The sequence below is a fragment of the Streptomyces sp. TRM49041 genome, from assembly GCF_008271805.1.
Lineage (GTDB): Bacteria > Actinomycetota > Actinomycetes > Streptomycetales > Streptomycetaceae > Streptomyces.
In genome coordinates this window covers 40,418-54,096 of the sequence record NZ_VSRY01000091.1, presented here as the reverse complement: position 1 = coordinate 54,096, position 13,679 = coordinate 40,418, and the positions used below count along the sequence as shown (strand labels likewise).

The 13,679-nt window shown below is 72.3% G+C and carries 9 protein-coding genes; 2 read left to right on the top strand and 7 right to left on the bottom strand.

Features of this window, described 5'->3' with window-relative positions:
• Positions 1–42 precede the first annotated feature (42 nt).
• Positions 43–555, bottom strand: coding sequence for a transcriptional regulator NrdR (gene nrdR, locus FVS66_RS07955; protein ID WP_149180301.1), 513 nt, complete (start codon positions 553–555; stop codon positions 43–45).
• A 510-nt stretch (positions 556–1,065) separates the two neighbouring features.
• Here nrdR and lexA point away from each other — a divergent pair.
• The gene (gene lexA, locus FVS66_RS07950; RefSeq protein ID WP_149180300.1) at positions 1,066–1,866 is read left to right on the top strand and encodes a transcriptional repressor LexA; all 801 of its coding nucleotides are present in this window, start codon (positions 1,066–1,068) and stop codon (positions 1,864–1,866) included.
• Positions 1,867–1,999: 133 nt separating this feature from the next.
• On the opposite strand, the gene FVS66_RS07945 is transcribed toward lexA, so the two are convergent.
• Together FVS66_RS07945 and FVS66_RS07940 are read right to left on the bottom strand one after the other, a co-directional pair.
• Positions 2,000–3,967, bottom strand: a complete 1,968-nt coding sequence (locus FVS66_RS07945; protein WP_149180299.1) for an ATP-dependent DNA helicase — start codon at positions 3,965–3,967, stop codon at positions 2,000–2,002.
• A 204-nt stretch (positions 3,968–4,171) separates the two neighbouring features.
• Positions 4,172–5,521, bottom strand: coding sequence for a diaminobutyrate--2-oxoglutarate transaminase family protein (locus FVS66_RS07940; protein WP_149180298.1), 1,350 nt, complete (start codon positions 5,519–5,521; stop codon positions 4,172–4,174).
• A gap of 334 nt (positions 5,522–5,855) precedes the next feature.
• Between FVS66_RS07940 and FVS66_RS07935 the strand changes: the two genes are divergently transcribed.
• Positions 5,856–7,031, top strand: a complete 1,176-nt coding sequence (locus FVS66_RS07935; protein WP_149180297.1) for a hypothetical protein — start codon at positions 5,856–5,858, stop codon at positions 7,029–7,031.
• Positions 7,032–7,124: 93 nt separating this feature from the next.
• On the opposite strand, the gene hflX is transcribed toward FVS66_RS07935, so the two are convergent.
• The 4 genes from hflX to dapF all read right to left on the bottom strand — a co-directional run bounded on the left by hflX (position 7,125) and on the right by dapF (position 13,587).
• The gene (gene hflX / locus FVS66_RS07930; protein ID WP_149180296.1) at positions 7,125–8,618 is read right to left on the bottom strand and encodes a GTPase HflX; all 1,494 of its coding nucleotides are present in this window, start codon (positions 8,616–8,618) and stop codon (positions 7,125–7,127) included.
• Between the two features lie 169 nt (positions 8,619–8,787).
• Entirely contained in the window at positions 8,788–10,245 is a 1,458-nt protein-coding gene (locus tag FVS66_RS07925; RefSeq protein ID WP_149180295.1) for a M1 family metallopeptidase, read from the bottom strand.
• A 149-nt stretch (positions 10,246–10,394) separates the two neighbouring features.
• Positions 10,395–12,482, bottom strand: coding sequence for a bifunctional (p)ppGpp synthetase/guanosine-3',5'-bis(diphosphate) 3'-pyrophosphohydrolase (locus FVS66_RS07920; RefSeq protein WP_149180294.1), 2,088 nt, complete (start codon positions 12,480–12,482; stop codon positions 10,395–10,397).
• A gap of 190 nt (positions 12,483–12,672) precedes the next feature.
• Positions 12,673–13,587, bottom strand: a complete 915-nt coding sequence (gene dapF / locus FVS66_RS07915; RefSeq protein ID WP_149180293.1) for a diaminopimelate epimerase — start codon at positions 13,585–13,587, stop codon at positions 12,673–12,675.
• Positions 13,588–13,679: the final 92 nt, after the last annotated feature.

The following is a 13,679-nucleotide window of genomic DNA, read 5'->3' as shown; positions in this document are numbered from 1 at the left end:
CGTTCGACGGCCGGTCGCCGGACCCGCGGTCCGGCAGGCCGGTCAGTCGGCGGCACCTGCGGGCACCGGGACCTCTGGGGTCGCACCGGCGCCGCTGTCCTCCGTGGGAGGCCGCTGCTCGCGCAGCTCCGCGATGGCGGCCTCGAAGTCCTCAAGCGAGTCGAACGCCCGGTAAACGGACGCGAATCGCAGGTACGCGACCAGGTCGAGTTCCTGCAGCGGTCCGAGTATGGCGAGCCCGACGTCGTGTGTGGTGAGCTCCGCGCTGCCGGTGGCCCGGACGGCCTCCTCGACCCGCTGGCCGAGCTGCGCGAGGGCGTCCTCGGTGACGGGCCGCCCCTGGCAGGCCTTGCGCACACCGTTGATGACCTTGGTCCGGCTGAAGGGCTCGGTCACACCGCTCCGCTTCACGACCATGAGCGAGCAGGTCTCCACCGTGGTGAACCTGCGGGAGCAGTCGGGGCACTGGCGGCGGCGTCGGATGGACGTCCCGTCGTCGGTGGTGCGACTGTCGACGACGCGGCTGTCGGGGTGCCTGCAGAAGGGGCAGTGCATGGTCCCAACCCTCCTTCACAGCACGACTGAATAGCCTCGACGAGCCCTCCCGGACCCCCTCGAAGCAGCCCCAAGCATAGGCGATCGCCGCCTCGCTGATGCACAGGGGACCGGCGTGGAACCACAACTTCTAGGTGGCTGTCACCATGCAACCACTACATGTAGGGTCTGGCCGCTCAACCCGTGGGCGCGTGTCGCACCCCGCCCCGGCTCACGGCAGGGCATGAGCCTACGGGACGGCCCGGCTCCACGAATTCCGGGCCACCGGATGAAAGACTGCGAATCTTCCGCCGGGCGGGTCGCGTGTCGCCGACCCTGTACCCAGGGAACAGGGCGGCGAAGGCTACCGTAAGGGCCCGAATCGCCATGGCGCCGATGGGTCGCACATACACCCAGGCTCACGCACATGTAAGCCAATCCGCGATTTTTCACTCGAACGTGTGTTTGGCGCAACCTTTCGAAAGCAACTACCGTTGTGCCAGCCAGGGAGACCATTCGAGAGGGGCCGACGTGACCACCACCGCAAACAGCGCCACCATCACCGCCCAGGACCGCTCCCAGGGCCGATTCGAGCCGGTACATGCCATGAATGTGAAGAACGGGTCGGAGGCAGCCACGGCTCCCGAGGCGCCCAAGCCCACGCGCTCCCTCCCCGGGCGACCTCCAGGCATCCGGGCTGACAGCTCGGGCCTCACGGACCGGCAGCGGAGGGTCATCGAGGTCATCCGCGACTCGGTGCAGCGCCGGGGCTACCCACCGTCGATGCGGGAGATCGGCCAGGCCGTCGGCCTCTCCAGCACGTCCTCGGTGGCCCACCAGCTGATGGCGCTCGAGCGGAAGGGCTTCCTCCGGAGGGACCCGCACCGGCCTCGTGCGTACGAGGTCCGGGGCTCCGACCAGCCCAGCGCGCAGCCCGCGGACACCACCGGCAAGCCGGCGGCCTCCTACGTCCCGCTGGTCGGCCGGATCGCGGCCGGTGGCCCCATCCTGGCCGAGGAGTCCGTCGAGGACGTCTTCCCCCTCCCCCGGCAGCTGGTCGGCGACGGTGAGCTGTTCGTACTGAAGGTCGTCGGCGACTCGATGATCGAGGCCGCCATCTGCGACGGCGACTGGGTGACCGTGCGCCGCCAGCCGGTCGCGGAGAACGGCGACATCGTGGCGGCCATGCTGGACGGCGAGGCCACGGTCAAGCGCTTCAAGCGGGAGGACGGCCATGTCTGGCTGCTTCCGCACAATGCCGCCTACCAGCCGATCCCCGGCGACGAGGCGACCATCCTCGGCAAGGTGGTGGCGGTACTTCGGCGGGTGTGACACGCCCCGCCGGCTCCGACCGGGCCCCGGGACCTCTGCGCCGGTCCCGGGGCCCTGCTGTGTCCGTATCCCTGTGTCCGTATCCCTGTGTCCGTGCCCGCGCCCGTGACCGGGGCCGGGCCCGCTCCCCCGCCTACTCCCCCGCCTTCGCCGCCGCGTCGATCGCGGCCAGGGAGCGGCGCACCTGATTGCGGTCCGTCGTGTACCAGAAATCGGGGAGCGACGCCCGCAGGAAGCCACCGTACCGAGCGTTCGCCAGCCGCGGGTCCAGTACGGCGACCACACCCCGGTCCCCGGTCGCCCGCACCAGACGGCCCGCGCCCTGGGCCATCAGCAACGCCGCATGGGTGGCCGCGACGGCCATGAAGCCGTTGCCGCCCGCCTCCTCCACGGCCTTCTGCCGGGCGCTCATCAGCGGATCGTCCGGCCGGGGGAACGGGATGCGGTCCATGACGACCAGCTGGCAGTTCGGCCCCGGCACATCGACGCCCTGCCAGAGGGACAGGGTCCCGAAGAGGCAGGTCTCCGGATCGGCGGCGAACGTCTTGATCAACTCGCCCAGCGTGTCCTCTCCCTGGAGCAGGACCGGCCTGTCGAGCCTGCCCCGCAGCTCCTCGGCGGCGGCCTGGGCGGCCCGCATGGACGAGAACAGACCGAGCGTACGGCCCCCGGCGGCCTCCACCAGCTCCGCCAGCTCGTCCATCATGTCGCTGCGGCTGCCCTCGCGGCCGGGCGTCGCCAGGTGCCGGGCCACGTAGAGGATGCCCTGTTTGCGGTAGTCGAACGGGGAGCCGACGTCGATACCCTTCCAGACCGGCAGGTCCTCCCCCTCGACGCCCTCCGCGGCGAGCCCCAGCGAGGCTCCCACCCCGTTGAAGTCGCCGCCCAGCTTGAGCGTGGCGGATGTCAGGACGACCGAGCGGTCGGCGAAGAGCTTCTCGCGCAGCAGCCCCGACACAGACAGAGGGGCGACGCGGAGGGACGCGCCGAAACGGTCGTGCCGCTGGTACCAGACCACGTCGTACTCGGAACCGTTCGCGATGCGCTCGGCGACCGCGTGCACGTTCTCCACGGCGGCCAGGGCCTGCTTGCGGACGGCGTCCTCGTCCTGGACGGACCGGTCGCGGGTGTTGCCGAGCGCCGAGATCACCGTGCGCGCCGCGTCCCGCAGGGCCATCAGCGCGTAACCCAGATCCTCGGGGATCTCCTGGAGGCGGCCGGGCAGGGCCAGCTCCATGAGCCTCTCGAAGCCCTCGGCGGCCGTCTGGAGCTGGTCGGCGGCCTTCTCGTCGACCAGCCTGGCCACCCGGCGGACCGCCCGGTTGACCTGCCCCGGCGTGAGCTCACCGGTGGCGACGCCGGTCACGCGGGAGACCAGCTCGTGCGCCTCGTCCACGATCAGCACCTCGTGCTGCGGCAGCACCGGGGCGCCCTCGATGGCGTCGATGGCCAGGAGCGCGTGGTTGGTGACGACGACCTCGGCGAGCTTGGCGCGCTCACGCGCGGCCTCGGCGAAGCACTCGGCGCCGTACGCGCACTTGCTCGCCCCGAGGCACTCGCGCGACGAGACCGACACCTGCCCCCAGGCGCGGTCGGAGACACCGGGCGTCAGGTCGTCCCGGTCCCCCGTCTCGGTCTCGTCCGACCAGTCGCGCAGGCGCAGCAGGTCCTGGCCGAGCTTGCTGGTCGGCGCGGCCGCCTCGAACGGGTCGAAGAGACCGTCCTCCTCTTCCTGCGGCACGCCCTCGTGCAGCCGGTGCAGGCACAGGTAGTTGGAACGGCCCTTGAGCATCGCGAACTCCGGGCGGCGGCGGAGCAGCGGGTGCAGCGACTCCACCGTCCGGGGCAGGTCCCGCTCGACCAGCTGCCGCTGCAGCGCGAGCGTGGCCGTCGCCACCACCACCCGGTCCCCGTGCGCCAGGGCTGGCACCAGATAGCCGAGGGATTTGCCGGTGCCGGTGCCGGCCTGGACGAGCAGGTGGGAACCGTCGTCGATGACCTGGGCGACGGCCTCGGCCATGGCGACCTGGCCTGGCCTTTCCGTGCCGCCGACGGCGGCGACGGCGGCGTGGAGGAGCTCGGGGAGGGATGGCTTCGTCATAGCCAGTCCACCCTACGGCGCCGCACCGACAGTCGGATCACCCCAGCGCGCCTCCCCGGCCTGATCCGGCGCTGTCCATGGCGCAACGGAGCCGTCAGCGGCCGGTCTCCACCCGTACGAGTGAGTACAAATCGACATGTTGGACACGGAGTTCACGCGCGCGGGCGCGGCCCGCAGCACGGCCAGCAGCACGACCGCGGCCGCTCAGGCGGGAACGAGGGCTCGCTCGGCGGCGGCCAGGGCGTCGGCGAAGCGGTCCAGTACGGCCGTGGCCTGCTCGTCGGTGACGGTCAGCGGCGGCAGCAACCGTACGACGCCGGAGCGGCGGCCCCCGGCGCCGACGATGAGCCCCCGGCTCAGGCACTCCCGCCGCACGGCGTCCGCGAGCGCCGGGGCCGGCGGGGGGACGTCCCCGGGAGCGGCCGGGTCCACGAGTTCCACGCCGATCATGAGGCCCCGGCCGCGCACGTCCGCGACGCACGGGTGCGCGGCGGCCAGTTCCCGGAGGCACACGAGCATCCGCGTGCCCAGGGAGGCGGCCCGCTCGGCCAGCCGGTTCTCCCGGACGTACGCGAGGGTGGCCGCGCCGGCCGCCATGGCGAGCTGGTTGCCCCGGAACGCGCCGGCCGGCGCGCCGGGCCGACCGCTGTCGAGTCCGGCCCGGTAGACGATCACGGACAGGGGCAGGGAGCCGCCGAGGGCCTTGGACATGACCATCACGTCCGGGACGACGCCGCTGTGCTCGACCGCCCAGAAGGCCCCGGTGCGGCCGACGCCGGTCAGGACCTCGTCGGCGACCAGCGGGATGGAGCGGGCCGACGTGATCTCACGCATCCGGCGCAGCCAGCCGTCCGGTGCGGGCACCACCCCACCACCCCCCTGGACCGGTTCGACGATCATGGCGGCGGGGGCGGTGGCGCCGGTCTCGGGGTCGTCGAGCACGTTCTCCGCCCAGCGCGCGGCGAGTTCGGCGCCGCGCTCGCCGCCGACGCCGAACGGGCAGCGGTAGGGGTGCGGGTACGGCAGCCGCGTGACCCGTATGTCGCTGATGCCCGGTGTGTCCGGGGTGCCGGGCGCCGTGCCGTACGGGTGGTGCGCTCCGGTGAAGGCGAGCAAGCCGTTGCGGCCGGTGGCCGCGCGGACCAGGGCGAGCGCGGCGTCGACCGCGTCCGTACCGGCCGGGCCGCAGAACTGGATGCGGGCCTCCCGGGCGAGCGAGGCGGGGAGCGTGGCGAACAGCTCCGTGGTGAAGGCGTCCTTGACCGGGGTCGCGAGGTCGAGGACGTGCAGCGGTGCCTCCGAGTCGATGACCCGTTTGACGGCTTCAAGGACCACCGGGTGGTTGTGGCCCAGGGCCAGCGTGCCCGCGCCGGACGTGCAGTCGAGGTAGCGCCGGCCGTCGGCGCCCTCGATCGTGAGCCCCCGGGCCCGTACGGGGACCACGGGCAGCGAGCGGGCGTAGGTGCGGGCGGCGGGTTCGCGCAGGGACTGACGGCGGAGGATGTCCTCGTGGCCGGTGGCCGGTGCCACCGCGGCTGGTTCGGTCGCTGCCACGTCTTCGCGTCCTCCCGGTGGTAACGGTTGCGTTGCACATCGATACGTCCCCCGTCCGCCCGGCGTTCGCTCCTGGCGTCGGGTCAGCGTCCCTCGCACATACCAACGACGACATCTCCGGGGGATCACGGGCATTTCGAAGATCCTTGTGCCGGGGAACCGCGGCCCTGCCGCACACCGTCCCCAACGGCACCGGCATAGTGGGGGCCGCACTTCGGCGCCTGCTGTCCCAGCACAGGTCCGGAGTGCCGGAGTTGAGAAGTACCGAGTTCGACAAGGCGCTTCCGCGGACGTGGCGGAAGCGCTCGGTCACGAAGTCCCAGGGGGATCACTCATGCGAACGATTCGTCCGTTGCTCGCCTCCGCCGCCGTGGCGGCGGCGCTGGCGCTGACCGCCACGGGCTGCGGCCCGGGCGAGGAAGACCCGGGCGGCTCGCCCACGGCTTCCGCGGTCCAGCCCCCGGACGGGAAGATCACCCTCCCGGACGACCTGAAGGACCGGCTCAAGGAGCACGGGATCGACCTCGACAAGTGGCGGGGCGGCGACTGGAAGAACTGGGACAAGGACAAGTGGCTGCGTGAGGCCCAGGACTTCGTCAACCCGATCATCGAGGACCTCTGGGACCCGGACCGTATGCGGGAGGCGGAGGAGCCGGACGAGCCGGTCGAGGACGAGGACATCTCCGGTGACGAGGGCGTGACGGACCCGACGCCGAAGCGGATCGAGGCGAGCCCGGCGAAGAGGCCGTACCACGACAGTGTGCCGGAGGCCGGGAAGCTGCTCTTCGACGGGCCCAAGGGCTCGATGGTGTGCTCGGCGACGGTCGTGAAGGACCCCGCGCACCCCGGCAAGTCCAACCTCGTGTGGACCGCGGGCCACTGTGTCCACGCGGGCAAGAACGGCGGCTGGTACCGGAACATCGCCTTCGTCCCCTCGTACAACAACAAGGGCCTGACGACGGCGGAGTTGGAGAAGGCGTCCCGCGAGGACGTCGCGCCTTACGGCGTCTGGTGGGGCGACTGGGCGCAGACCTCCGAGCAGTGGATCGACCAGGGCGCTCCGGTCGGCGGCCAGGGAGCGCCGTACGACTTCGCCGTCATCCATGTGACGCCGGAGAAGGGCGGCAGCGGCAAGTCCCTGGAGGAGACGGTCGGTTCGGCGCTGCCGGTCGACTTCGACGCGCCCGCCGTGCAGAAGATCGCGAGCATGGAGGCGACCGGCTACCCGGCCGCGCCGCCGTACGACGGTCAGAAGATGTTCCAGTGCGCGGACAAGCCGGGCCGGCTGTCGGTGAAGGTCGAGCAGCCCACCATGTACCGCATCGGCTGCAGCATGACCGGTGGTTCGTCCGGCGGTGGCTGGGTGGCCGCGGGCAAGGACGGAAAGCCGACGCTCGTGTCGAACACCTCCATCGGCCCGGTGACGGCGGGCTGGCTGGCCGGGCCGCGGCTCGGTGCGGAGGCGAAGGGCATCTACACGGCGGTCAGCGAGAAGTTCGCGGGACGGTAGAACGTAACGCGGCGGCGACGCCGTAGCGCCGTACAGCGAGAAGCGGGCCCTGGCCGGATTCGGATCCGGCCGGGGCCCCGCTCGTTCGCTGTGTCAGGCCGTCACCGGGCTGAACGGGGCGAGCAGCGCGGCCAGCTCACCGTGCACGCGCGCCTTGAGGAGCGTGCCCTCCGGGGTGTGCTCCTCGGAGATCACCTCGCCCTCGGCGTGCACCCGCGAGACGAGTCCGCCCTGGGTGTACGGCATGAGCGCCTCGACCTCGACCTCGGGGCGGGGCAGTACGGCGTCGATCATCGCGAGCAGTTCCGCGATGCCCTGGCCGGTCCGCGCCGACACGGCGATCGAGTGCTTCTCGATGCGCAGCAGCCGCTGCAGGACCAGCGGGTCGGCCGCGTCCGCCTTGTTGATCACGACGATCTCGGGCACGTTCGTCGCGCCCACGTCGCGGACCACCTCGCGCACGGCGGCCAGCTGCTCCTCCGGGGCCGGGTGCGAGCCGTCCACGACGTGGAGGATCAGGTCGGAGTCGCCGACCTCCTCCATGGTGGAGCGGAACGCCTCGACGAGGTGGTGCGGCAGATGCCGTACGAACCCGACGGTGTCGGCCAGCGTGTAGAGCCGACCGCTCGGCGTCTCGGCCCGGCGGACGGTGGGGTCGAGGGTGGCGAACAGCGCGTTCTCCACCAGCACGCCCGCGCCGGTCAGCCGGTTCAGCAGGGACGACTTGCCGGCGTTGGTGTAGCCGGCGATGGCGACCGACGGCACCTTGTTGCGCCGCCGCTCCTGCCGCTTGATGTCACGGCCGGTCTTCATGGCCGCGATCTCCCGGCGCATCTTCGCCATCTTCTCGCGGATGCGCCGCCGGTCCGTCTCGATCTTGGTCTCACCGGGGCCTCGGGTGGCCATGCCGCCACTGCCGCCGCCACCCATCTGCCGGGACAGCGACTGACCCCAGCCGCGCAGCCGCGGCAGCATGTACTGCATCTGCGCGAGCGCGACCTGCGCCTTGCCCTCTCGGGACTTGGCGTGCTGGGCGAAGATGTCGAGGATCAGGGCGGTCCGGTCGACCACCTTGACCTTGACGACGTCCTCAAGGTGGATCAGCTGGCCGGGGCTCAGCTCACCGTCGCACACGACAGTGTCGGCGCCGGTCTCCAGCACGATGTCCCGCAGCTCGTCGGCCTTGCCCGAGCCGATGTACGTGGCCGGGTCGGGCTTGTCGCGACGCTGGATGACTCCGTCCAGCACGAGCGCGCCCGCCGTCTCGGCGAGGGCGGCCAGCTCGGCCAGGGAGTTCTCCGCGTCCTGCACAGTCCCCGAGGTCCAGACGCCGACAAGCACCACGCGCTCCAGGCGCAGCTGCCGGTACTCGACCTCGGTGACGTCCTCGAGCTCCGTCGAGAGGCCCGCCACACGCCGCAGCGCCGCGCGCTCCGAGCGGTCGAACTGGTCGCCGTCCCGCTCTCCGTCGATCTCGTGGCTCCAGGCGACGTCCTCTTCCATCAGGGCATCGGCCCGAAGGCTCTCGGCGCGGCTCAGCTCCGCGAAGCTCTGCTTGTCCTGGGAAGGGGATGAAGAGGAGGTCATTGGATCCTTACGTCGATGGGAAAGTCGATTCGCCAGTGAGAACGCGTACCGGCCCCGGATGATTCCCCCCGGGGATTCCGCGAAATTCCGCGAAGCTCCGCGAAGCTCCGCGAGAGTGTCCCGGCCGCGCCGCCGACGTGTCGATGGTCGCATGGCACGGTCCGGACCGTCACCCGGCTTTCGTGCTCGACGGCGCCTTGCTGCGCCAGTCCGGGTGCCCGGGCATGGCCGGGGTCTCCTCGTCGTACAGCCAGCCCCGCATGAAGCCGGTCAGATCGCGGCCCGCGACGTCGGAGGCGAGGCGGACGAAGTCGGCGGTGCCGGCCGTGCTGTGTGCGTTCTCGGTGACCCAGCGCCGCTGGAGCCGCTCGAAGGCGGCGCTGCCGATCTCCTGGCGGAGGGCGTAGAGGACGAGGGCGCTGCCGTCGTAGACGACCGGGCGGAAGAGGCTGATCTTCTGGCCGGGCGCGGGCGGTCGTGGTGCGGCCGGGGGTCCGCCGGCGGCGCGCCAGCGGTCGGAGGCGGTGTACGCGTCACGCATCCGGCGTACGAGGGTGCCGTGGCCGGTGTCCTCGGCGTACTGGGCCTCGTACCAGGTGGCGTGGCCCTCGTTGAGCCACAGGTCGGACCACGCGCGCGGGGTGACGCTGTTGCCGAACCAGTGATGGGCCAGCTCGTGCACCATGATCGACTCGACGTACCAGGCCGGCAGGTCGGGGTGGGTGAACAGGCGGCGCTCGAAGAGGGAGAGCGTCTGGGTCTCCAGCTCGAAGCCGGTGGCCGCGTCTGCGATCAGCAGTCCGTACGTCGCGAACGGGTAGCGGCCGACCTTCCGCTCCATCCATTCCATATGGCCCGGGGTCTTCTTCAGCCAGGGCTCCATCCGCTTCCGGTCGGCGGCCGGGACCACGTCACGGAGGGGGATGCCGCGGGGACCCGCGCGGCGTACGACGGCGGAGCGGCCGATGGAGACCTGGGCGAGCTCGGTGGCCATGGGGTGGGCTCCGCGGTAGAGCCAGGTCGCGGAGGGGCCCTCCACGGTCCGTGCGACGGCGCGCCCGTTGGCGACGGCCACGAGGTCCTTGGGGGTGGTGACGCGGAAGGTGAAGTACGCCTTGTCGGCGGGGTGGTCGTTGCAGGGGAAGACGCGGTGCGCGGCGTCGGCCTGGTTGGCCATCGCGAGGCCGTCGGAGGTGCGGAGCCAGCCGCCCGCGGCTTTGGCGGCGGGGTCGCTGGTGTGGGTGACGGCGATGCTCAGCCGTTTGCCCGCTTCGACGGCCCGGTCGGGTTCGATCACCAGGTCCTCGTCGACCAGGGCGAAGTCGGCGGGCCGGCCGTCGACCCGCACGGCCTTGACGGTGCCATGGGCGAAGTCGAGGTTGATGCGCTCCAGCCGGTCGGTGGTCCGCGCGTCGATCTTGGTGAACGCGTCCAGGGGCTTGCGGTTGTCGCCCGTGTAGGTGAAGGCGATGTCGTACGCGAGGACGTCGTAGCCCGGGTTGCCGAGGTGGGGGAAGAGCGGGTCACCGATGCCGAGCGGCTGGAGTGAGGGGGCCGCCGCGGCGATGAGCCCTGCGGACGCCGTGGCCACGAGGGCGGCGCGCAGGCGTGGAGAGGTGAGGGGCATGGACCACCGCTACCAGCACGGCCGCCGTGGACCGGGGCAGGCGCGCGCCCGGCGCACCCGAACGAGCGCTGCGGCGGGGCATGCTGTGGACCGGCCGACCGTTCCGCGACGGAGGGAGCGCGACGGCCGGAGCGCGACGGCGCCGGCGGCTAGTGGGCGGACGCCGGGTGCTGGGCGCGGCTCACGTCGTACACGCCAGGCACGTCGCGCATCGCGCGCATGAGGGCGGGCAGTCCGGCGGCGTCGGGGAGCTGCAGCGTGTACGTGTGGCGGACGCGCTGTTCGCTGGGGGGTTCGACGGTGGCCGAGACGATGGCGGCGCCCGCCGTGGCGATGGCCTCGGTGAGGTCCGCGAGCAGCCGGGGCCGCCCGAACGATTCGGCGACGAGGGTGACACGGCAGGGCGCCGCGCCGCTCCAGTGCACGGTCACGGGCTGCCGGCCGAGGCTCTCCATCCTGCGTACGGCGGGGCACTCGGCGCGGTGGACCGTGACGGCGCCGCCGCGTACGGCGAAGCCGGTGACCATGTCGGGCGGGACGGGCGTGCAGCAGCCTGCCAGGCGGACGCTGGTATGGGGTGCGTCGACGACCGCGTTGGCGGTGGGCTGGCGGCCGGTGACGACGGAGGCGGCCGGGCGGGGGTCGGCGGCGGGCGCGTGGGCGTCCTGCGGGTGGGTGGTGAGCCAGCGGTCGATGGCGATCCGCGCGGTGGGGGTGCGGGCGTGCTCCAGCCAGTCGGGGGAGGGTCCGGAGCCGGTGTCCTGGGCGAGCAGCGGCTGGACGGTGTCGCCGTCGCGGAGGACGGTGGCGAGGGTGGCCAGCCGGCCGTTGACGCGGGCGCCGACGCAGGCGTGGGCGGCCGCGCCGTACTGCTCGTAGGCGGCGTCCACGCAGGTGGCGCCGGCGGGGAGGGCGAGGGTGCCGCCGTCGGGCCGGAAGACGGTGATCTCGCCGTCCTGGGCGAGGTCCGCGTGCAGTGAGGTCCAGAAGGTGTCGGGGTCGGGGGTGGACTGCTGCCAGTCGAGGAGCCGGGAGAGCCAGCCGGGGCGGGTGGGGTCGACGCGTTCGCCGTCGTCGGCGGCCGCGGTGCCGTCGGGCGGGTCGACGGCGTACGGGCTGCCGAGGGCGACGACGCCGGCCTCGGCGACCTTGTGCATCCGGTGGGTGCGGATGAGGACCTCGGCGACGGCCCCGTCGGGAGCGGCGACGGCCGTGTGGAGCGACTGGTACAGGTTGAACTTCGGCGCGGCGATGAAGTCCTTGAACTCGGAGATCACCGGCGTGAAGCAGGTGTGCAGCTCGCCGAGTACGGCGTAGCAGTCGGCGTCCTCGCCGACAAGGACGAGCAGGCGGCCGAAGTCGGTGCCGCGCAGCTCGCCGCGTTTGAGGCTGACCCGGTGGACGGAGACGAAGTGGCGGGGCCGTACGAGGACCTCGGCACCGATGCCGGCCTCCCGGAGCACTGTGCGGACGTCGTCGGCGACGGTGGCGAGCGCGTCGCCCGCGGTGGCGTTGTCGGCGATGAGCGCGCGGGTCCGCTCGTACTCGACGGGGTGGAGGATCGCGAAGACCAGGTCTTCCAGCTCGGTCTTGAGGGCCTGTACGCCGAGCCGTTCGGCGAGCGGGATGAGGACGTCACGGGTGACCTTGGCGATACGCGCCTGCTTCTCGGGGCGCATGACCCCGAGGGTGCGCATGTTGTGCAGCCTGTCGGCGAGTTTGATCGACATGACACGGACGTCGTTGCCGGTGGCGACGAGCATCTTCCGGAACGTCTCGGGTTCCGCGGCGGCGCCGTAGTCGACCTTCTCCAGTTTGGTCACGCCGTCGACGAGATAGGCGACCTCGTCACCGAACCGCTCCCGGACCTGGTCGAGGGTCACGTCCGTGTCCTCGACCGTGTCGTGGAGGAGGGAGGCCGTCAGAGTGGTGGTCTCGGCACCGAGTTCGGCGAGGATCAGCGTGACGGCGAGAGGGTGGGTGATGTACGGCTCGCCGCTCTTGCGGAACTGGCCGCGGTGGGAGGACTCGGCGAGCTCGTACGCCCGGCGGAGTACGGCCAGGTCGGCGTCGGGGTGGTGGGCGCGGTGCGCGTCGGCGACATGGCCGATGGCGTCGGGCAGGCGGTCCCTGGCGGTGGGGCCGAGCAGCGCGGCGCGGCCGAGCCTGCGCAGGTCGATTCTCGGGCGGCCGCGCCTGCGGCCGGTATCACTGGGGTTGGTGGCCTCTGCGCTCATGGGCACCTCCGGCGGCGTCGACCGGCGGTGGCGGGCACGGCGTGGCCCGCCGGCCGGTGCTTGATGCTATCGAGCCCACCACGTGGCGCAGTCCCGCTCTCGCTCAGCGTGAACGGGATCACCCATTCGAGCGAGGTTTGAGCGAGTGCGGTTTCGCCTCGGGACCGGCTGAGGGCGGCGCGAGCGCGCGTCAGGCGGTGGCCGCGTCGCCGAGCCGGGCGGGGTCGAGCCAGGCGGGGTCGATGTGACCCTCTGCGACGATCACGGCGGGTCCAGTCATCTCGATCTGGCCGTCGGGCCGCTCGGTGATCACGAGAGTGCCGCCGAGCACGTCGACTGTGTACGTGACCGGGGTGCCGGTCGCCGCGGGGTCCACGCCGTCCCGGCGGGCCGTGGCGACGGCCACCGCGCAGGCACCCGTGCCGCAGGAGCGGGTCTCGGCGGCGCCGCGCTCGTGGACGCGCATGGCGACGTGCCGGGGGCCGCGATCCGCGACGAACTCGATGTTGACACCCTCCGGGTACACCGTGGCGGGGGCGTAGGACGGCTCGGTGAAGAGGCTGCCCGCGTGCGCGAGGTCCTCGACGAAGGCCACGGCGTGCGGGTTGCCCATGTTCACGTTCCGTGCGGGCCAGCTGCGGCCGTCGACGGCGACCGTGACGCCGTCCTCGGGCAGCGCGGCGCGGCCCATGGTGACGGTGACGTCGCCCGCGGCGGAGCCGCTGCCGGACGCCGCCTTCGCGAGGTGGACGTGCTTGACGCCGGCGCGGGTGGCCACGGCGATGTCTCCCTCGGTCACGTGCCCCGCGTGCTGGAGGTAGCGGGCGAAGACGCGCACGCCGTTGCCGCACATCTCGGCGACCGACCCGTCGGCGTTGCGGTAGTCCATGAACCACTCGGCCTCGTCGGCCATGGCCCGTGCCTCGGGGTGCGCGGCCGTCCGGACGACGTGCAGCACCCCGTCGCCGCCGATCCCGGCACGCCGGTCGCACAGCCGGGCCACCAGGGCGGCGGGCAGGTCGACGGCGTTGTCCGGGTCGGGCACGATCACGAAGTCGTTCTCGGTGCCGTGGCCCTTGAGGAAGGCGATGGGTGCGGTGCTCACGCGATCAATCGTACGGGTCCGGTACGACACCCGGCGAAGCCGTCCGGTCGGTGGACCGGCCCCCGGTGACCCGCCCTCGGTGACCGGCCGCG